The organism is Streptomyces sp. NBC_00273 (assembly GCF_036178145.1).
In the GTDB taxonomy this organism is placed as follows: Bacteria; Actinomycetota; Actinomycetes; order Streptomycetales; family Streptomycetaceae; genus Streptomyces.
This window is the reverse complement of sequence record NZ_CP108067.1, coordinates 1,293,376-1,312,826: the sequence shown is the minus strand read 5'-3', so window position 1 is coordinate 1,312,826 and position 19,451 is coordinate 1,293,376. Positions and strand designations below refer to the sequence as shown.

The window sequence follows — 19,451 nt, the reverse complement described above, 5'->3', positions numbered from 1 at the left end:
GCCCCCGCGGAACCGGATGAACAGGCGGGGACGGCCGCTCAAGCGGCCGTCCCCGCCGCGCCGTGGTGACTGCCGGACACCCCGCACGCCGCCTGCCTGTGGCATTCGGCCGGACAGTGCCGTCCGGACGCCCCTGGCCCGCGGCGCGCTCCGGACGAGGCGTGGCCCCGCTCCGGACGGCCTGCTCGAGGCGCGTCCGGAGCGGGGGAGGGGGTAGCGGGCGGTGGGGGACGGTCAGTCGATCGTCCAGCGTTGCAGCGCGGAGCCGCTGCTCTCCTGCTGGGTCACCGTGGCACCGTTGGAAGCCGCGGCGGCGGTGAGCAGGAGACCGCTGCTGGCGGAGGTGATGGTGTGTTCTCCGTCGTCGAGCGGGATGACTTTCCAGCGTTGGTCGGCCTGGTTGCCGCAAGTTCGTTGTACGACGACGGCGCCGGGGCCACCGGTCACTTCCGCGCACTTCCCGGACGTCTTGTTGGTCATGGTGTAGGAGCCGTCGGACTGCCGGGTGAACGTCCAGGTCTGGCTGCTGCCGCGGTTCGGCGCCCACAGGACCAGTCCGGTGCCGTCGGACGTGGAGCCGCCCGGGTTGTCCAGTGCCTTGCCGCCGGTTTCGACGCTGTGCGCGCCCTCCACGACCTTCACGGTGCCGGGCCAGGGGATGCCGGGCGCGGCGTGGTAGCCGATCCCTGCCGCGGACCAGCGCGTTCCGTGCTGGGCCAGGCGCTGGCGAAAGTCCTTCCAGTCACGGGCCGACTGGGGTGTCCATCCGACCTCGGCGAGGGCGGGGAGGCGGGGGTAGCTCATGTAGTCGGCGTATGCGTGGGGCTCGGGCCAGCGAGTGCTCGGGGTCGGCAGGGCGTCGCTTCCCTCGTAGGCGCGGTCGGCCCACAGGGCGGCCTCGACGCCGGCGATCTGCCGGGCCGGGACGATGGAGCCGGTGCCGTCGGGCTTGGCGGTGCTCGTCGCCGGGTCCCACTCGTAGGACTTCTGCACCGGCACGTATCCGGACCAGCTCACACCGTAGGGGGTGGAGACGTCGTACTTCATGTCCAGGTAGGCATGGTCGGAGGGGGACATGACGAACTTGGCGCCCTGGGCGACGCCGTTGCGCACGAAGCGGATGCTCTCGGTCTCCCGCGGGGTGCCGATGCTCTCCCGGTCAGCGGCCTCGCCCCAGAACTGCATGATGCTGCCGGAGGGGACCTCGGCCTGACCGAGCTGGTGCCAGCCCATCACGGTCTTGCCCCGCCCGGTGGTCGCCTCGGTGGCAGCCTTGACGTAGGCGCCGTACTGCTCCTGGGTGGCCTGGGGGGTCTCGTCGCCTCCGAGATGGATGTAGGGACCGGGGGTGAGCCTGGCCACCGCCTTGATGACGGTCCGCAGGAACCTGCTCGTGGTGGCCGTGTGCTCCTTGTCCTCCAGGCAGTAGAGGCTGATGCCGACGTCGAAGCCGGAGTAGGGGGGTTTCGCCTTGTCGTCACAGTTGAGTTCGGGCACCGATGCCAGGGCGGCCTGGGTGTGTCCGGGGCCGTCGATCTCGGGCACCACGGTCATGAAGCGGGACGTGGCGTGGGCGACGATCTCTTTGTAGTCCGCCGCCGAGTAGTACCAGTTGGTGCCGCCGGTGAAGCCGCTCTGGGTGCTGGCACCCACCTTGGTCAGGTTCGGTATGGCGTCGATGGCGATGCGCCAGCCCTGGTCGTCGGTCAGGTGCAGGTGAAGAGTGTTGATCTTGTAGGCGGCGGCCTGGTCGATGTAGCGCTTGACCTGTTCCACCGGGTAGAAGCGGCGGGCGACGTCCAGCATCACGCCCCGGTACCCGTACCGGGGGGAGTCGGTTATCTGTACGGGCGAGACGGTCCACGGGCGGGGCTGTCTGTTGTGGGACTCCACCTCGGCCGGGAGCAGCTGGCGCAGCGTCTGGACTCCTCGGAACAGGCCCTCCGCCCCGTGCGCCCTCACGACGACACCATGCTTTCCGGACGACAGGGTGTATCCCTCGGCCCCAAGGCTCTTGGGGCCGTTGGGGTCCAGGACGACGGCGTTCTTCCGTGCCTGTGTGTCCCTGACGACCGGCAGGGTGTAGCCGGTCGCGGGGGCGAGCATCTTCGACACGTAGGTGCCGACGCCCAACGCCGCGGGGCTCTTCGACAGGACCGCGATCGGGGTCCGGTGGGTGAGGGTGAACCCCTGGCCCTGCACCGCCTGCTGCGAGACCGGTCGTGGAACGAGGGCGTAGGGGGCGGGGTGGGGCGTGGGGGAAGTGGTCGCCGCTTGAGAGGCAGCGGTCGGCAGCGGGAGGGTGAGGAGGGCTGTGGCGAGGACGGCGAGGTGACGGCCTCGACGGCGCAACCAGCGCATCGTTGACTCCTTCGGACGGGAAGGCGGGAGGGCAGCACACCAGGTGGTGGGCCGCCAGGGGGTGCGATGCGCGCCGGCGAGGGCAAACGCTGGCGCGCACGGCTCGTACGTCGGAATCGGCCCCTGGGGGCCCATTCCGACGCGTCACGGGCAACGCGCGTCCCCCGCCAGGATCATGACGCTGCGAGCCACTTGTGGTGCGGCGGGGGATCATGCGACGCGCGACGCGCGACTGAGCGCAGATCTTGCTTGTAGTTGCTCCTAATCGCCGACTTGCAAGCAACTTGAGCCAAAAGGTGTCAGTGGGAGAAGGGAGCGTCAAGACCTACGGCGTCGTAGCTTTCCTTCATTCGGAGGACCCGGGACCAGGGCGGGGTCCCAGGGCGCGATGCCGTCGCCCGCCACTGCATCCCGCACCCGCCGGCGCGCCCTGGCGGACCGTCCGGTGTGGTGGCTACCCGCGCGTGTGTGCGTTTTGCAGGTCCCTGGCGAGAAGTGCCGCCCCCACGCGGCCCGCCGATTCGCCGAACCCCGCGAGCCGGAGTTCCGGTACGGCCGGTGAGCCGAGCCGACTGACGAGGGCCTCCCGCAGGGTTGCGAGCAGCGAGGCACCTGCCTCGGCCAGCTCGCCACCGACGACCAGCCGATCTGGCGCGTACCGGCCGATCGCCGCCGCCAGTACGTCGGCCAGGGCCGCCATGGCCTCTCCGCAGATGGCGCGGGCGGCCGGGTCCCCGGCGTCGGCACGGTGATACACCTCGCGGGCGCCGACGCCGCGCCATCCGGTCGCCCGTGAGTACCGGCGCGTGACGGCGGCGGACGAGGCCACCGTCTCCAGGCATCCCCACCCGCCGCAGTGGCACGGGTCGCCTCCCGGCCGGACCTCGGTGTGGCCGAGCTCCTCCGCCCCGTAACGGTTGGTGAGGACCCGATCGGCGAGGACGACCGCCGAGCCGATTCCGTCGCCCACCGAGACGAACAGGAAGTCCCCGCAGTCCTGGCCGGCCCCCGCACGTGCCTCGGCGAGCCCGGCTGTGCGCCCGTCATGTCCGACGGCCACGGGGAGGTCCAGGTGCTCGGCCACCCAGTCCCGGACAGGGATGTCCCGCCAACCCAGCGCAGGGGCGTGCACCGCCCGGCCGGAGGTCTCGTCGACGGTGCCGGGGAGGATGACGCCCGCGGCGGTGGGACGACAGCGCTCGGCAAGCGTGGCCGCACAGGTGAGGACCGTCTCGAGGACGGCGTCCGGCCCCCGTTCGGGACGGGTGAACCAGCGTTCCCTGTTCCGTGGGACGCCGTCCGGGCCCAGGACACACCCCTTGATGTAGGTGGCGCCCGCCTCCAGTGCGATCACGGTCCCGTGGGCCGCGCGTGCGCGTCGTGCCGTGTGGTCCCTGGGCCGGGTCGGTGCGGTCCGCGTGCTGGGTTCACCGCGTGCAGCTGTGTTCCTCATTCCTCGCCTCAGGTGGATCCGGTGGGGGCAGGGAAGGGCCCGCCCCCTACTGGCCGGGGGTGTGGGCGCAGGGGGCGGGCGGCTGTGGGGGCTATTTGACGGATCCGGCGGTGAGGCCGGAGACGACCTTCCGCTCGATGAGCGCGAAGAGGATGACGACGGGCACGATGGCGATGACCGAGCCGGCGAACAAGTAGTTCCACTGGACGCTGTAGTTGCCGATGAAGCCGTTGATACCGACCGTCAGCGGCTGGCTCTCCGGAAGGGTGGAGAGCGTCAGGCCCATCACGAACTCGTTCCAGGCTGCGATGAAGGTGAAGATCATCGCAGTGACGACCCCCGGCATCGCGAGCGGCAGGGTGATCCGCAGCAGCGCCCCTCCCCGTCCCAGCCCGTCGATCATGGCGGATTCCTCGAGGGCCTCGGGGATGGAGGCGAAGTAGGCGGTGAGGATCCAGATCGCGAAGGCGAGGTTGAAGGCCGCGTTGCACAGGATCAGGGTCCATACCGAGTTGAGCATGCCCAGTTGGTAGAACTCGCGGTAGAGACCGACCAGCAGAGAGGTGGGCTGGAACATCTGGGTGATGAGCACGAGCAGGAGGAACAGCTTGCGGCCGCGGAACCGCATGCGCGCGGTGTAGTACGCGGCGGGCACGGCGACCAGCAGGACGAGCAGGGTGGATCCCGCCGCGACCAGCAGTGTGACCCGGAGGTTGTCCCCGAGGTGGGACTCGCGCCACACGTTGACGAAGTTCGCCCACTCGAAGCCGGCCGGCAGGTAGGTGGCGTCGCGCAGCTCGTGCGCCGGCCGCAACGCGGTGATCACCATCTCCGCGTACGGCACCAGGAACAGGGCTGCCAGCAGCCAGGCGACGGCGGTGACCAGCAGGGTGCGCGGGCGCGTCGTGCGGGGGGCCCGTGAGGCGCCGCTGCGTGTGCCGCGCGCAGGGGGTCGCGTTGCCGAGGCGGGCGGGGCGGTCTTCTCGGGGGTGAGGGCGGTCTGGGCCATCAGCTCTCCTCCTGGTTCCAGCGGCTGGCCTTGAGGAAGACGACGACCATGACCACGACGAGGGCGAAGTTCACGACGGACATGGCGGCGGACTGGCCGATGTCGGAATTCTTCAGCTGGTACATGAAGACGGTGGTGGTGGCGGTGGCGCTGTCCGGGCCGCCGCGGGTCATGCTCCAGATGATGGGGAAGGAGTTGAAGACGTTGATGAGGTTGATGACGACTCCCACGAGGAAAGCCGGTCTCAACAGCGGCAGGGTGATGCGCAGATACGTCTGCCAGGTGCTGGTGCCGTCCACCTTGGCGGCCTCGTAGATCTCGCCGGGGATGGTCTGCAGTCCCGCGAGCAGGGTGTACGTGGTGAACGGCAGCGAGACGAAGACGGCGACGAACATCATCCAGGGCCAGGCCGTCGAGGGGTCACCCAGCCAGTCCTTGGGGCCGTCGATGATTCCCAGGTCGGCCATCAGCGTGTTCAGGACGCCCGAGGTCTGATTGAGCATCCACTTGAAGCCGATGGCGGTCATCACGACCGAGGCGGCCCAGGGAGCGATGAGGGCCCAGCGGGTCACGCGGCGGCCGGGGAAGCGCTGGTTGAAGAGCTGGGCCAGCGCCAAGGAAAGCACCATGGTGGAGGTGACCACCACCACGGTCCACAGGACGGTCGACAGGACGACCGAGGGCAACGAGGGCTCATCGAACAACTGCTCGTACTTGTCGAACCCCGCCGAGCCCCGGACGAACCCGCTGCTGCTGATCCGGAGAAAGGAGGTGCGGACCATCTCGTAGACCGGCCAGAGCACGACCAGGACGATGAGCAGGAGGGCCGGCCCGATCCAGGGCAGCGGCCCCAGCCGGGCCAGGCCGCTCCGGCCCTTGCGGCCGGAGCGGGCGGTGGATGAAGTGGTGGACACGAGGAAGCCTTCCGTGACAGTGCGGTGCGCGGGGCCTACTGGTCGGAGATGGTCTCCTCGGCCTTCTTCTGCAGTTCGCCCAGTACCTTGGCCGGGTCGTTCACGGCTGTTCCGCCGCTCTTCTTGATCTCGGCCGAGATCGCGTCCCAGGCAGTGTCGCCCAGCGGGTAGAAGACCGCGTTCGGCAGCAGAGTGAAGAAGGGCTCGAGGTCCTTGTGCTTGCCGCTGCCGGTCATCTCCTTGAGGGTGTCCTCGGTGACGGGCATCAGGTTGTACATCTCGTCGAACTTCAGCGTGTTCTCCCTGGAGTACGCGAAGTCGAGGAACTTGCGGATCTCTTCCTTGTGGCCGTTGTCCTTGAACGCCATCATCCAGTCGGCGACGCCCAGCGTGGAGGCCAGTGCGCCCGTCTTCCCGGGGATCGGCACGACGCCGTAGTCGACCTTGCCGTCCTTGGACATCTGGATCAGGGAGGGGTGGCCGTTGAGCATCGCGGCCTTGCCGGCGGCGAAGTCCGCGAACGCGGTCTTGCGGTCCGTCGTCGCGGGGTTGGCGTAGGTCAGGCCGGGCTCGACGAGGTTCGTCTTCAGCCAGGTGAACGACTCGATGTTGGGCCGGCTGTTCAGCGTGTACGTTCCCTTGGCGTCCGTGAGGCCCCCGCCGTTGCCGAGCTCCCAGATCAGCGACTCGCCCTGGGCCTCCTCGGGACCGAGCGGCAGCGCGTAAGGGGTCACGCCCGGCACCTTCGCCTTGATCTTCTCGGCAGCGGCCTTGAGGTCGTCCCAACTCTTCGGCGCCTCTGTGATGCCGGCCTGGGTGAAGACCGTCTTGTTGTAGAAGAAGGCCCGAGCCGAGGAGACGAACGGTATGCCGTACTGGGTGCCATCGACCTCACCGGCCTTGGCGAAGCTGTCGATCAGGTTGGCGCGGGTGCTCTCCGACAGCACCTCCTCCGCCTTGTACAGCAGGTCGTCGGCGACCTTCTCGGCGTACCCGCCGGTCTGCAGGACGTCCGGGACGTTGCCGCTCTGGATCATCGTCTTGACCTGGGAGTCGATGTCGTTCCAGTTGATCACCTGGACATCGACCTTGATCCTCGGGTTGGAGGCGGTGAACCGCTGCGCGACGTCCTTCCAGTAGGCCGTGGAGCTGTTCGAGGCCTTGTCGCCGTAGTCGGCTGCCACCAGCTTCAGCGTCACGTCCCTGCCGTCCGACGCGCCGCCACCACCGCCGCCGCCGCAGGCCGTGAGGGTGAGCGCCCCGGCAATACCGGTGCAGGCCGCCACCACGAGCAACCGCTTGTTCATCGTCAGTACCGCCTTGTCTCCTGGCCGCTCACGATGACGCGGCCCAGTGGGGTCTGTGATCAGCAGAATTCGGAGCGTCTTGCGTGGGAATGAAGGATCAATCGGCTTTTCGCTCATGAACGAGCATCTGCTGTGGGCAAAGTAAACAGGAGGGAGCGGGCTCGAAACCAGGCCTGTTACGTAAAAAGTGCTAACCAGCCAGTCGTCGCCCCTCGGCGGACCCTGCGCGAGGGAAGGCCGCAGCTCTGTCCGGGGTCAACCGGAGGTCGGGGAGTGCGGTGGCTCTGGCCGGAAGGGCGTGACGCACCAAGAACGCCTGGGTGCCCGGCGGTTGCCGCAACACGTCGGCGCCGGCGTCCCCGCGCGCGGGCAGGCCGGCGGGGTCGGAAGGGGGGTGGGCCGGGCGCGCGCAGGGGCCACCTGGAAGTGTTCACGGGGCGCCGACGCACGCAGGAGTGGTGCGAAGCGGCGCGCGCGTCGTCGCGTCACCGTGCCGGTGGACTGTGGGTTCGTGGCCGGTGGCGAGGGCAGGGAGAGTTCCGTCGGCACATCGAGGCGGTGGATGCGCGGTTCGCGGACTCGCGGAATGCGCCCCTCGTGCCCGTGGGCTGCGTTGCCGCACGGGCCGGCCAAGGGCTTTGGCCGGTCATCCCGGTGGCGCGGGGGCGTCAGACGATGACGACCTCGATGCCGGCTTCGGTGAACCGCGCGGCCATGTCGGGGTCCAAGCCGGAGTCGGTGACGAGGGCGTCGATTCCCTCCAGGCCGCAGATCCTGGCAAAGGCGCGCTTGCCCATCTTGGACGAGTCCGTCGCGAGGATCACCTTCCGGGCGCGCTCGGCGAAGAGCCTGCTGATACCGGCCTCGTCCTCGTGGTGCGTCATGACGCCCAGCTGCGGGTCCACTCCGTCGACACCGAGCACCGCGACGTCGAGCACCACCTGGTGCAACACGCCTTCCGTCAATGGGCCGACCAGCTCATAGGTCTGGGGGCGTGCCACACCGCCGGTCACCACGATCTTGAACTGCGGGCGGACCGCCAGTTCGCCGGCGATGTTCAGGGCATTGGTGACGATCGTGTACCTCGGTCCGGACGACCCCTCCCCGCGCTCGGTGGTTCCCGCGCGCGCCCGGAGCACCAGCGCGCGGGCCACCTCGGTGGTGGTGGTGCCGCCGTTGAGGCCGATGACGTCCCCCTCGCCGAGCAGGTCTGCCACGGCGCTTGCGATGCGCTGCTTCTCCGAGACCCGGCGGGAGGACTTGTAGCGCAGTGGGAGCTCGTAGGAGACGCCGTGAGCGATCGCCCCGCCTCGCGTGCGGACGAGCAGCTTCTGCTCGGCCAGCTCGTCGAGATCGCGTCGGATGGTCGCCGGTGACACCGCGACCGTGGCGGCCGCATCTTCCACTTCCAGTTTGCCGTCGACCGCGAGCAGCTCCAGCAGCTTGCTCCACCGTTCCTGCTTGGACATGCGCCGCTTCCCCTCCGTGCTCTGGACAACCGAACCGCGCAGTGGAGGACGGACCGCCGGAGGCGCCCGCTCGCCGCCCCCGAGGGGCATGCGCGAAGTTGATCGTAACGCCAGGGCTCCGCACATCGCAGGGCGTGGGTGATTTGTGCACGCCAGGCAAGGTCCGGGCGTCGACTGGGCGTCGAACCCCTGGACGCGGACGGCCCGAGCGCGGATACTTCGCTCACGGAGCATGCGCGAAGTCGTTCACTTCTCGATCCAATCACGCAAACCCAGTCACTAGGATGGTTCGATATCGATGGATGGAAGTAGCCACTCGGCCTTGGCCGGAAATCTTCCCGCACTCGGCATCCGGGGCGAAGCCGCCGAATCCCTGTCGGGCAGGGCCCGGATTCCGGAACCGCTGAGCCGGACGAGGGACGTCCACCTCCGCACCTCGGGGCCGCCCATGTCCGATGCAACCCGTGAGGAGGAGTGCGTGATCGCTCTGGACGTGGGGGGCACCGGTATGAAGGGGGCGCTTCTCGACCAGGGCATGCGTCCACTGGACACCACCCACCGACCTACCCCGCGCGCAGACGGACCACCCGCGGTCCTGGATGCCATGGTCGACACCCTGCTCGCCCTGAACCGGATGGCGGTCGGACGCGGGCTGTGGGTGCGCCATGCCGGTGTGGTGGTCCCCGGCATCGTCGACGACGAGCTCCAACGAGCCGTCTGGTCGGCCAACATCGGGTGGCGCGACCTTCCCCTCGCCGCCCTCCTGGAGGAACGTTCCGGACTGCCTGTCACGCTGGGCCACGACGTTCGCGCGGGTGGCGCAGCCGAGTGCGCGCTGGGGGCCGCCCGCGGCGCGCGGAACGTGCTCTTCGTGGCGATCGGCACCGGCATCGCCGCGGCACTCGTTTGTGACGGCGAACCGATTCGGGCCGGCGGGTACGCCGGCGAACTCGGCCACGTCGTTGTCGAATCCGGGGGAGAGGCGTGTGCGTGCGGTGGCTCCGGCTGCCTGGAGACGGTCGCGTCCGCCGCCGCCGTCGCCGCTGCCTACGCCGCGCGCACCGGCCGGTCCGTGGCCGGCGCCGCCGATGTCGCGGCCCTGACCGCGCAGGGCGACCCCGCGGCGCGAGCAGTATGGGCGCGCGCTGTGACCGGACTGGCGGACGCGCTGGCAACCGCCACCGCCCTACTCGCACCCGAACTGGTCGTCCTCGGCGGCGGTCTCGCCGAGGCCGACCGGCTCTTGCTCGACCCCGTGCGCGCCGGTTTGGAGGCGCGTCTCACCTTCCACCGCCGCCCCCGCATCGTCCGAGCCGAACTGGGGGACCGGGCCGGATGCCTCGGCGCGGGTCTCGCCGCCTGGCAGGCGGCCCACCGGACGGGGGCGCCCGCCCGATGATCCTCGCCGTCACCCTCAACGCCGCCCTCGACGTCACCTGGGGCGTCGACGCCCTTGAACCCCGCAGTTCCCACCGCGTCGAGACCACGAACGAACGGGCGGGCGGCAAGGGAATCAACGTGGCCCGCGTCCTCGGCGCCCTCGGCCACACTCCTGTGGCGACCGGACTCGCGGGCGGGGCCACCGGCCGCCTGATCCGCGACGGACTGCGCACCGCCCGTATCCGGGACGCGTTCGTCGAAGTAGCAGGCGATTCGCGCAGGACCCTCACCGTCGTCTCGCGGGACGACGGCGACGCCACGGTCTTCAACGGGCGAGGACCGTACGTGACCCCCGCAGAATGGCACCTCTTCTCCCGGCACTACGCCACCCTGGTCACCCGGGCGCGTGTGGTCGTCCTGAGCGGCAGCGCCCCGCCCGGCCTCCCGGAGGACGCCTACGCCCAACTGATCGCCACGGCCGCGGCGGCCGACGCGCTCACCGTGCTCGACACCAGCGGCCCCTCCCTCCTTCACGCGCTGGCGGCCCGCCCTGACGTGGTCAAACCCAACGCGGTCGAGATCGTGGACGCGACGGGTCGCGAGGACCTCGCGCGGGCCGCCGCCGAGCTGCGCACGCGAGGGGCCCGCGCGGTCGTCGCGTCCGCCGGCCCGTCGGGCCTGTACGCCATCACGCCCGGGGGCGCCTGGCGGGCGACGCCCCCCGAGCGGCTCGCGGGCAACCCGACCGGCGCCGGCGACGCCTGCGTGGCCGCCATCGCCGCCGGTCTGGAGGCCGGCCTCGCCTGGCCGGACATCATGCGCGAGGCGGTGGCCCTCTCGGCCGCCGCGGTTCCCTGCCCGGTCGCCGGAGACGTGGACGCCGCCCTCTACCGCCGATTCCTCCCGGAAGTCTCCGTCGAGGAGGCGCCGTCCCGCAGCCCTGACCCTCTGAACCCCCGCCGTCCGAATTGACGGTCAAGGGCAGACTGATTGCGCGTTCATGCTCAGTAGGCGCAAGATCCAAGCAGTTATTGCCATGTGGTACGCCGTGAGCCAGCACGCTGAGCCACCGGACCCCCTTAGCCACTTCAAGCGCAAGGACTTTCGTGTGACCACCTTCGAAACCTCCCGCACCTCGGTCGAGATCGCCTCGCAGCCCGAGACCTGGGAGCGGGCCGCCCGGTCCGCCCGCTCCCACACCGAGGTCCTGCCCCGGCGCGGAGAACGCGTCGCCGTGGTCGGCTGCGGCACTTCCTGGTTCATGGCCCACGCCTACGCGCAGTTGCGCGAGAGCGGTGGCCACGGTGAGACCGACGCGTTCGCCGCCTCCGAGTTCCCCGGCGCTCGCGCCTACGACCGGATCGTGGCCCTCACCCGCTCCGGCACCACCACCGAGGTCCTCGACCTGTTGACGAAGGTCAAGGGCAGCACCGCGACCACCGCCATCACCGCCGACCCGGACACGCCCGTCATGACGGCTGCCGACCGTGTCGCCGTACTCGACTTCGCCGACGAGGAATCGGTCGTCCAGACCCGCTTCGCCACCACCGCGCTCGTCCTGCTGCGCGCACACCTGGAGGCCGAAGGCGCCCTGCCGGCCGGGGTACGCCCGCTCGCGCGGGCCGTCCAGGACGCCCGGCGCGCCCTCGACCTCCCGCTGAACCCCGAAGTGAGCGCCGCCGAACAGTTCACGTTTCTTGGAACAGGGTGGACCTACGGCCTCGCCCTCGAAGCGGGCCTGAAGATGCGCGAGGCCGCCGGAGCCTGGACTGAGGCCTACCCCGCCATGGAGTACCGCCACGGGCCCATCAGCATCACCGGCCCCGGCCGCGTCACCTGGCTGTTCGGTCCCGCCCCCCAGGGCCTCGCCGCGGACGTCGCGCGGGTTGGGGGGCTCTTCAACTCGGCCTCGACGGAGGCGTCCGACGCCCTCGATCCGCTCGCGGACCTGATCGTCGCCCAGCGCCTGGCCGTGCTCCTTGCCGAGGCCCGGGGCTACGACCCCGACCGCCCCCGCAACCTCACCCGCTCCGTGATCCTCGGCAACGCCGCCTGAGGCGCGGGGCCCCTGCCGTTCGCGGGCCGGGGCCCACCCGGCCGCGACGCCGGCGCCGACGTCCCCTCTGGGCGCCTAACCAACAGTTGACGTGGAGAAACCCTCATGCCCCTGACAACAACCGACGACATCGTCGGTCCCGCGCACGCCGACGCCTACGGCGTCGGGGCGTTCAACGTCGTGCAGATCGAACATGCCGAAGCCATCGTCGCCGGAGCCGAGCGGGCGGCCGTTCCCGTCATCCTCCAGATCAGCGAGAACACCGCCCGATACCACGGCTCACTCGCCCCGATCGGACTGGCCTCCCTGGCCCTCGCCCGAGAGTCCTCCGTACCGGTGGCGGTCCACCTGGACCACGCCGAGTCCGCCGACCTCGTCCACGAGGCCGTCGAACTCGGCTTCACCTCCGTCATGTTCGACGCCTCCAAACTCCCCTACGACGCCAACGTTGCCGCCACCCGGGACATCACCGAGTACTGTCACCGGGCCGACGTATGGGTCGAGGCCGAACTGGGAGAGGTCGGCGGTAAGGACGGCGCACATGCCCCCGGCGTCCGCACGGACCCCGACGAAGCAAGCGCTTTCGCCAAGGCCACGGCCGTCGACGCCCTGGCCGTCGCCGTGGGCAGCTCACACGCCATGCTCACCCGCGACGCCAACCTCGACTTCGAGCTCATAGCACGCCTGCGCGACGCGCTCGACGTACCACTCGTCCTGCACGGCTCCTCCGGCGTCGACGACGCCGACCTCGCCAAGGCCGTCGCCGCAGGAATGACGAAGGTCAATATTTCCACCCACCTCAACAAGCTCTTCACCCGCACCGTGCGGGACCGTCTGCGAACGGCCCCCAACGTCGCCGACCCGCGCACGTACCTGGGCCCCGCACGGGACACGGTCGCGGCCGAGGTGGCCCGTCTGTTGGGAATCCTCGCCGCCCGCTGACCACGACCCAGCGCCGCACCGCCAACCATGCACGAGCTCGTTAGGGCTCGCAGAGAATCAACATGCTGACTTGATCTCTGTGGGGTTGCTGTTCGTGAGGAACGCGGTGACGTCGGCGGGTGTGCGGAACCTGGCTGTCGAAGGTCGAACGGTGCAGCCGTGGTCACCGAGGAGCGGCTGGATTTGGTGAACGGCCCTGGTGATGGTGCTGCCGTTGACGCCGAAGAGCTGGGCGATCAGGTCTCGTGTTCCGAGTTTGCGCAGGTAGAGAATGGTGGCCAGGACTCGGTCGGCGGTGGTCAACTTGTCCTTGGCGCCGGCTCCGCGAGCCCGGATACGGTCTCCTCCTCGCTGCTGTGACCGCCCGTGTTCACGGAGCTCATCGAGTTTCTGAGACAGCTGGTCGACGAGTTCGTCCAGTGCCGGTTCGGTCATGCCGGTCAGCTCCGGGTTGCGCAGACCGCCGGCGCGGGACTGAGGCGGCAGGCCCTCGGCTGACCGCGGGTCCTCGGTCGCGCCGGCCGTGTCACCGTGTTGTGGATGGAGGGTGTAGTTCCAGTCGCCGTGGAAGCGGTGGCGGTGCATGGGTAGTGCGTCGATGTCTGTGTCGGTGACCTTGATGCCGGTGTCGTAGGTGCCCGGGTCGAGTTCCGCGTGGACTCTCAGCCCAGTGTGGGTAGTGGTCGCCTTGATGCTGTTCACGATGACGTCGTGGCTGGTCAGGGGCCTGCCGCGCCAGTTCATGGAGATGTGGGAGAACAGCCGGTGCTCGATCTTGTTCCACTTCGAGGTGCCCGGAGGCATGTGGCAGACCGTGATCTCCAAGCCCGTCTCGGCGGCCAGGGTGGCAAGTTCGGTCTTCCAGGCGCGGGTGCGGTATCCGTTGGAGCCGCCCGCGTCCGCGGTGATCAGCAGCCGGGCGGCCTGAGGGTAGTCGTGGCTGCCACGGGCTTGCCACCAGCGGCGGATCGAGGCAACGGCGAAGGCTGCCGTGTCGTGGTCGGTGCCGACACTGACCCAGCCGGTGTTCGCGGCGACGTCGTAGATCCCGTACGGGATCGCCTTGCCGGGTCCCTGCCGGTCCAGGAAGTCATGGGTCTTGACCTGGGCGGGAGCTCCCTTCGGCTCCCACTCACGGCCCCTGTTCTTGTAGGGGCCGACCAGTTCCTTCTTCTTGGTGTCCACACTGATCACCGGGTCGCCGGCGCCCATGTGTTCCTTGGCCCGGTCGTTGATGCAGTGGAACTGTGCATCCCGGTCGGGATGCTGGGCGCCCTCGAGGGTCTTGGCGTTGGCCTGGAGGCTGAATCCCTCCTCCCGCAGAAGGTCGGCGACGGTATCCGCCGAGACACGGTGGCCCTGCCTGGTGAGCTCGTCGGCGAGCCTGCGGGTGGACTTCGTCGTCCAGCGCAGCGGCGACATCGGATCCCCGCGCATGCCGGGCTCGACCAGCGCCAACAGCGCAGGCCGCAGTTCTGGATCCACCTCGGCCGCCCGCTTGCGCCCGCCACCTGGGCGGCGGACCCGGCCCAGCGGTTCCGCCCCGTCCTCCAACTCGTCCACGCCCTTGCGGACTGTGGTCTCGCTGACTTGGGCCGCCTGGGCGACCGCCCGGATCCCGCCGTGTCCCAGGATCCGGGCCTCAGCCCCCATCAGCAGACGGCGCTGCCGCTCGTCCAGATGTGGGAACAACACTGCGAACTTCAGGCCGAGTTGATCACAGACCTCGCCAGATATGCGCATACCACACCAACGAGTTGAACCGTGGGAAGCAACACCTTGATTCTCTGCGAGCCCTTAGGGGGTGTCTCGCCGTCCTGGCCGGTGTGCTTCAGGCGGGTACGGCGAAGGCCCGCTGGCGTGGCGCCGGTGGTGCAGTAGCCGGTGACGGCAGCGAGGATCTCCTCGTCGGTGATCAGTCCGGTGGGGTCGGTGCGGTGTTCGACGGCGACGCGGCGGGCCTGGTCGGTTCCGCGCCGAGCGCGACCAGCATGAGGTTGACCGCGTCACCGCCCGGTGCCAGGGCAAGGCGATCCGGGTGAACGCCTCCGGGTCCTGGTACAGCCTGGCCAGGGTGGCGCCGACGAACTCCCCTGGGTGATGCAGCCGTCGAGATCGCTGTCCGCGAGGGTGACCGTCCCCTCCCAGTACCGGTCGGCCGCCTCCTGCCGGGGAGGCGGCCTGGTCCGTACCGTCGGCGACGTCGAAGGCCCGCGCGACCCGCTGCGCCATGAGCCGGACGTCCCGGCGGGTGACGCAGGTATTGGGGGCTGGTGCGGATGCCGGACCCCACTCCGGCTACGAGCCGTCTCCCGCGGCGAGCGGACACGTCCTGGACCACACCGCCACCGGCAGCCTCAGGGTCGGCCCGAACACCTCGTAGCGGATGTCGGCCGGGACCACGCCCACATCAGCGCGAGGGGGCCTTGCGCTCTCGGACGGACCGCCGGTTCGATTGCGACCCGCCTCAGTCACCCCTGCGACCGCCCGCCCGGCGCCGTGCCGCGCGGCTGCGGAAGACGAGGACCAGGCCGGCGGCGAGCAGTGCGCTGCCGAAGGCGAGGATGATCGGGGTGTGGCTGGAGGCACCGGTCTCGGCCAGCGGACCGGCATCGTTGTCGGTGTCCTGGTCGGAGCCGGTGTCCAGGGGAATGGCGTCCGCGGCGTCGAGTGACGAGCCCGGCGCAGCCGGTCCCGTCGCCGGGGCCGATGCGGGCGCTTGCGCCGAGGCGGGTGCCTGCACCGACGGGGACGCCGATGCGCCGGACCGGTCGGGTGCGGAAGTGGCCGTGGTCTTCGCGGAGGGCGTGGCCGGCGGCGGTACGGGGGCTCCAGGGGAGATGGCGGTGATGGTGACGTCGTCGTAGTAGTTCACCACGGCCGGTGTGCCGCCTGCCTTGTGCCCCTTCCAGGCCTGCCAGTTGGGCCGGTACAGACCGATCTTGTGATAGGGGGCGGTGTCCTGGTGGTAGCTGTTGGGACCGCGGTGCGATCCCACCTCGGTTCCGTCGAGCCGGGCGGTGATGGAGCCGGTGGTGGTGGCGGTGGACCAGGTGATGTCGAAGGACCACTGGTTCCAGTGTCCGAGTCGTACCGGGCCGAGGTCGTACTTGACCTCGTGGGCCGGGTGCCTGCTCTCGTCCACCAGGTCTGAACCCGTCTTCCAGTGGACGATCATCATCCAGCGGTCGCCCTTGACGGCGAGGACGACCGCGGGGTAAGTGCCCGCCCCGCCGTGCCACTGGGAGACGATGGTCTGGGCGTCGTAGCGGATCCAGTCGTTGGGAAGGTAATTGGCGAAGGTGTACCGGTAACTTCCGTAGGGCACGCGCGCTGTGGCTATCTCGGTGCGGTAGGACTTCCCGTCGTCGGGCATGACGAACCGGACGGCCTTGCCGCCATGTCCCCCAGGCGCAGCCTTGACGTCCACGGTTCCGGTGCCGTCGATGCCCTTGCGGGGAAACGCGGTGGTGGCTCCGGACTCGAACCCGTCCTTGAAGGGGACGGGCGTCAGTGCACGGTCGGCGAAGGCCTCGGTCGCCCCGAATCCCACCGCCAACACGGCCGCCAAAGCTGTGCCGACCCGACGTCTGGGGCTGTAACGCTGGAGCATGAACTGTCCTTCAGGTGAGGGGAATGCGGTGGTGAACTGCGGCGCAGCAACCAGTGGCCACGGAGCGAAGGGACAACGACTGCCGTCCACGGCCCAGCCACGCACAGCAGATCGCAACCAATCAGAAACAGACACGTTCGCACGTGTTGGCGCATGACATCCTCAACAGGCAGTGCAGTCAAGCGCATGCGGAACGGTGAGATCCGTTCGTGATGTTCCAGCGCAGCCGACCGCGAAGGGGCGTGCGGCGGCGGCAGGCCTTGCCGAGGTGAGGGATCGTCCGGAAGCCTTCGCTTTGCTCCGAGCCGGCACCTGCTGTAGACCGCAGCCCGCCTCATCGGCTCGACCGAATTCATCGGGGCGCCCCCGAACGCGGTGCCGGAGGGGGCTTTGTTCACGACTTCGGTGCTGGCTCAACTTCCGGGCTCTGTCGCTAATTTGGGGGTAACGGCCTCTTGATCATGGTGAGAGCAGGATGCGGCGTCGTAGGAGATCGAAGTTGGCGCGGCCGTACATCTGTCTCTTCAGGAGCTTGACCCGCGTGACGTTGCCCTCGACCGCTCCGGAAGTGTAGGTCGTGGTGAGGGCGGCCTGGATGGCCGCGCGGTCGCGTCGCATGCCATTGGCCAGGGTGCGGAGTTCGCGTTGTCCATCGAGGCGGACGTCGGCCATCCAGACGTCGAGAGCGAGGTGTTCACTGCGGCGGTCGCGGACCATGAGTGCCAGGCGGCGTGCGTAAGCGACGGTCGTCGCCAGCGCTGGGTTCCGCTCGCACAGCTCGTCGAGACCCTTTCGCTCAACATCGTTGAGGCGCTCGGGTCGGCGCATGATCCAGTCGGTGACCCTGCGGACGGTCAGGTGTGGCAAGGGGGCGGTGAGTGGGATCGCGCCGTGGCGGTAGGGCTTCAGGTGCCGGCGGACGGTGTTGACGTTGCCGCGGTAGCCCAGCCGCTGGATTTCCCGGGTGAGCGCGGAGGCGTTGGTGCAGCCTTCCATCCAGCGATGGTGCAGGTAGAGGCGGTAATCATCGATCAGCGCGGGTCGATGAATGGCCGCGAGGAGAAGCTCATCGACTTCTGCGGCGTGCGCGAAGCGGTTGACTGTGCCGCGGCTGAGCCGCAGGTCGCGTGCGATGGCGCGAAGGCTGTCGCCACGTTGGATGCGTTCGTGGATCTGTTGGTGGCGTTCGCGGGTGCGGGCGACCAGAGGTCGTGGCCGCCCGTTGAGGTCCAGCTCTTCGCGGTCGCGGCCCTCGGAGGCCGGGCCGTCGTCGGTCCGGTCATCGTGTGAGGTGAGAGGCTGTCGCAGGTCAGCGCGATGCCGTCCGATGACCCGTTCGACTGCTTGCGCCAGGTTGTTCAGGAGGTGCCAGGCATCGGCTACCTGCATGGCCTGCGGGGCACCGACCTGGGCCCCGTCTCGGTAGGAGCCTGCACGGTCACGGCAGACGATCCGGACCTCAGGATGGTTTTGCAGCCAGGACGCGAAAGTCGCTGCGGCCCGGTCGGCCAGGACGTCGATCGGGCGGTGGGTTGCCATGTCGATGAGGATCGTCGCGTAGGTCCGTCCCCTGCGAACGGCGAAGTCGTCGACGCCGAGATGCGGCACCGATCCCGACGAGGGGAGCGGCAGCTTACGGATCAGCCGGAGCAGAGTGTCCTTGCAGGTGTCGATGGTCATGCGCTGGAACAGGCGAGCGCCTGGCCGGCCGCCCAGGAACAGGGCCACGTCGGTGAGCTGGGCGGTGAGTGCGTCGGTGCGGCGTGCATGGCGATGCGTCAGGCCCGGTATCTGTTCGGCGAACGTCCGGCGGTCACACTGCTCGTTCCCGCAGACGAGTCGACGCGCCCGTAGCTCGATCCGCACACGCCGGCCGGCGACCGGACGATCCGCCAGAGTCCGCTGGTAGTAGCAGTGCACTCTCGAAGATCTCCGCCCGCATCCGGGACAGGCCGCCGACACGGCCCTTGATCGCACGGCGACCCGGACCTCCACATCCGTCAGAACCAGCTGGTCGATCTCCACTGCGACACCCGGCAGAAGAAGATCCCCGACCTGAACCCCACCCATCACACCGGATAGTTGCCCAACTACCCCCAAATTAGCGACAGAGCCCGGAAGTTGAGCCAGAAGGGAAGTCGTGAACAGAGCCAACCGACACCGATACCCCCAGCACCGGCTCACTGCCGTCCTCAATCCCACCCGGCCAGGTGCACACGCAGCCCTCTGGATTCGCATACGGCGATGCATCGCTTTGCCTGGGCGTCACCGAAGGGCGTCGTGGCCCCGGGCGGACACACGCGCCCAGCAAAGACGCGTGCACTCCACGTCAAGAAAGCGTGCACCGCTCGCCGAAGCCGGCATTGGCGGCGCCTGGCGATACTCGGCGGGACGTACTCGATCGGCGCACACCTCGACGGAAGGCGTCCCACCATGCGTACCAAGCTTGTGCTCGGCCTTGCCACCGCCGCACTGCTCGCGAGCCCCCTGGCCACCGGAGCCGCTTCCGCGGCCACCGACACGGAGTCCGCGCTCACCGCAGTTCGGAGCTGTCCTCCGGAGCAGACGTACGACGACATCTCCTGCACGATGGCCTACAACGGTTCCTCCTGGTACAAGGGCGACTGGGTTGCCGTGCACCGTAGCCAGAGCGGCGGCACCTGGGTCAACGGCTACTCCAACAAGAGCGGTGTCTTCCGGGTGCTCCTCCGCAACGGGAACGGAAACAGCGTGGGCTCGGTCTGGACCAACGGAAACACCGGTCAGGGCGCCTCGGCCGGCCGGGTCAGCACCGTGCCGGCCCTGACTGGAACCATCGAAATCAACGGCGGTGCCTCGCGCCTCACCGTCAACGGCTGATCCGCGCACCGTACTCGGCAGCGACTCGAGGGGTCGTCCGGCATCCGCCGGGCGGCCCCTCCCGTCACGACCGCCCCATGCAGGCGGA

At 69.3% G+C, this 19,451-nt stretch carries 14 protein-coding genes; 5 read left to right on the top strand and 9 right to left on the bottom strand.

Annotated elements, in window-relative coordinates; genetic code table 11:
* Nucleotides 1-234 precede the first annotated feature (234 nt).
* The 6 genes from OG386_RS05530 to OG386_RS05505 form a co-directional block, all read right to left on the bottom strand.
* The gene (locus OG386_RS05530) at nt 235-2,361 is read right to left on the bottom strand and encodes a family 20 glycosylhydrolase (protein ID WP_328787035.1); all 2,127 of its coding nucleotides are present in this window, start codon (nt 2,359-2,361) and stop codon (nt 235-237) included.
* A gap of 454 nt (nt 2,362-2,815) precedes the next feature.
* Nucleotides 2,816-3,715 carry an ROK family protein gene (locus tag OG386_RS05525; protein WP_328787034.1) on the bottom strand — a complete coding sequence of 300 codons (900 nt, stop codon included), beginning with the start codon at nt 3,713-3,715 and terminating at the stop codon, nt 2,816-2,818.
* A gap of 190 nt (nt 3,716-3,905) precedes the next feature.
* On the bottom strand, nt 3,906-4,823 hold the full coding sequence (locus tag OG386_RS05520) for a carbohydrate ABC transporter permease (protein WP_328787033.1): 918 nt from the start codon (nt 4,821-4,823) through the stop codon (nt 3,906-3,908).
* The gene (locus OG386_RS05515; RefSeq protein ID WP_328787032.1) at nt 4,823-5,737 is read right to left on the bottom strand and encodes a carbohydrate ABC transporter permease; all 915 of its coding nucleotides are present in this window, start codon (nt 5,735-5,737) and stop codon (nt 4,823-4,825) included. The genes OG386_RS05520 and OG386_RS05515 overlap by 1 nt, the downstream gene beginning before the upstream one ends.
* Before the next feature lie 35 nt (nt 5,738-5,772).
* Complete coding sequence (locus tag OG386_RS05510) at nt 5,773-7,044, bottom strand: extracellular solute-binding protein (RefSeq protein WP_328787031.1); 1,272 nt, start codon at nt 7,042-7,044, stop codon at nt 5,773-5,775.
* 668 nt (nt 7,045-7,712) lie between these two features.
* Nucleotides 7,713-8,513, bottom strand: a complete 801-nt coding sequence (locus OG386_RS05505) for a DeoR/GlpR family DNA-binding transcription regulator (RefSeq protein ID WP_328787030.1) — start codon at nt 8,511-8,513, stop codon at nt 7,713-7,715.
* A 448-nt stretch (nt 8,514-8,961) separates the two neighbouring features.
* On the opposite strand from OG386_RS05505, the gene OG386_RS05500 reads away from it, so the two are divergent.
* From OG386_RS05500 to OG386_RS05485, 4 genes are all read left to right on the top strand, one after another.
* Nucleotides 8,962-9,912 carry an ROK family protein gene (locus tag OG386_RS05500; protein ID WP_328787029.1) on the top strand — a complete coding sequence of 317 codons (951 nt, stop codon included), beginning with the start codon at nt 8,962-8,964 and terminating at the stop codon, nt 9,910-9,912.
* Nucleotides 9,909-10,865, top strand: a complete 957-nt coding sequence (locus OG386_RS05495; RefSeq protein ID WP_328787028.1) for a 1-phosphofructokinase family hexose kinase — start codon at nt 9,909-9,911, stop codon at nt 10,863-10,865. Before OG386_RS05500 ends, OG386_RS05495 begins: the two co-directional genes overlap by 4 nt.
* A 136-nt stretch (nt 10,866-11,001) precedes the next feature.
* Nucleotides 11,002-11,949, top strand: coding sequence for an SIS domain-containing protein (locus tag OG386_RS05490; RefSeq protein ID WP_328787027.1), 948 nt, complete (start codon nt 11,002-11,004; stop codon nt 11,947-11,949).
* Between the two features lie 105 nt (nt 11,950-12,054).
* Nucleotides 12,055-12,891 (top strand): class II fructose-bisphosphate aldolase, encoded by an 837-nt coding sequence (locus tag OG386_RS05485; RefSeq protein WP_328787026.1) that lies wholly within the window; start codon nt 12,055-12,057, stop codon nt 12,889-12,891.
* 57 nt (nt 12,892-12,948) lie between these two features.
* Here OG386_RS05485 and OG386_RS05480 read toward each other — a convergent pair whose 3' ends face one another.
* The 3 genes from OG386_RS05480 to OG386_RS05470 all read right to left on the bottom strand — a co-directional run bounded on the left by OG386_RS05480 (nt 12,949) and on the right by OG386_RS05470 (nt 18,574).
* The gene (locus OG386_RS05480; protein WP_328787025.1) at nt 12,949-14,634 is read right to left on the bottom strand and encodes an ISAzo13 family transposase; all 1,686 of its coding nucleotides are present in this window, start codon (nt 14,632-14,634) and stop codon (nt 12,949-12,951) included.
* A 724-nt stretch (nt 14,635-15,358) separates the two neighbouring features.
* Nucleotides 15,359-16,504 carry a polysaccharide lyase gene (locus tag OG386_RS05475; RefSeq protein WP_328787024.1) on the bottom strand — a complete coding sequence of 382 codons (1,146 nt, stop codon included), beginning with the start codon at nt 16,502-16,504 and terminating at the stop codon, nt 15,359-15,361.
* Between the two features lie 459 nt (nt 16,505-16,963).
* Nucleotides 16,964-18,574: an ISL3 family transposase gene (locus OG386_RS05470; RefSeq protein WP_328786298.1), complete on the bottom strand. Its 1,611-nt coding sequence runs from the start codon at nt 18,572-18,574 to the stop codon at nt 16,964-16,966.
* A 363-nt stretch (nt 18,575-18,937) separates the two neighbouring features.
* Between OG386_RS05470 and OG386_RS05465 the strand changes: the two genes are divergently transcribed.
* Complete coding sequence (locus tag OG386_RS05465) at nt 18,938-19,363, top strand: hypothetical protein (RefSeq protein ID WP_328787023.1); 426 nt, start codon at nt 18,938-18,940, stop codon at nt 19,361-19,363.
* Nucleotides 19,364-19,451: the final 88 nt, after the last annotated feature.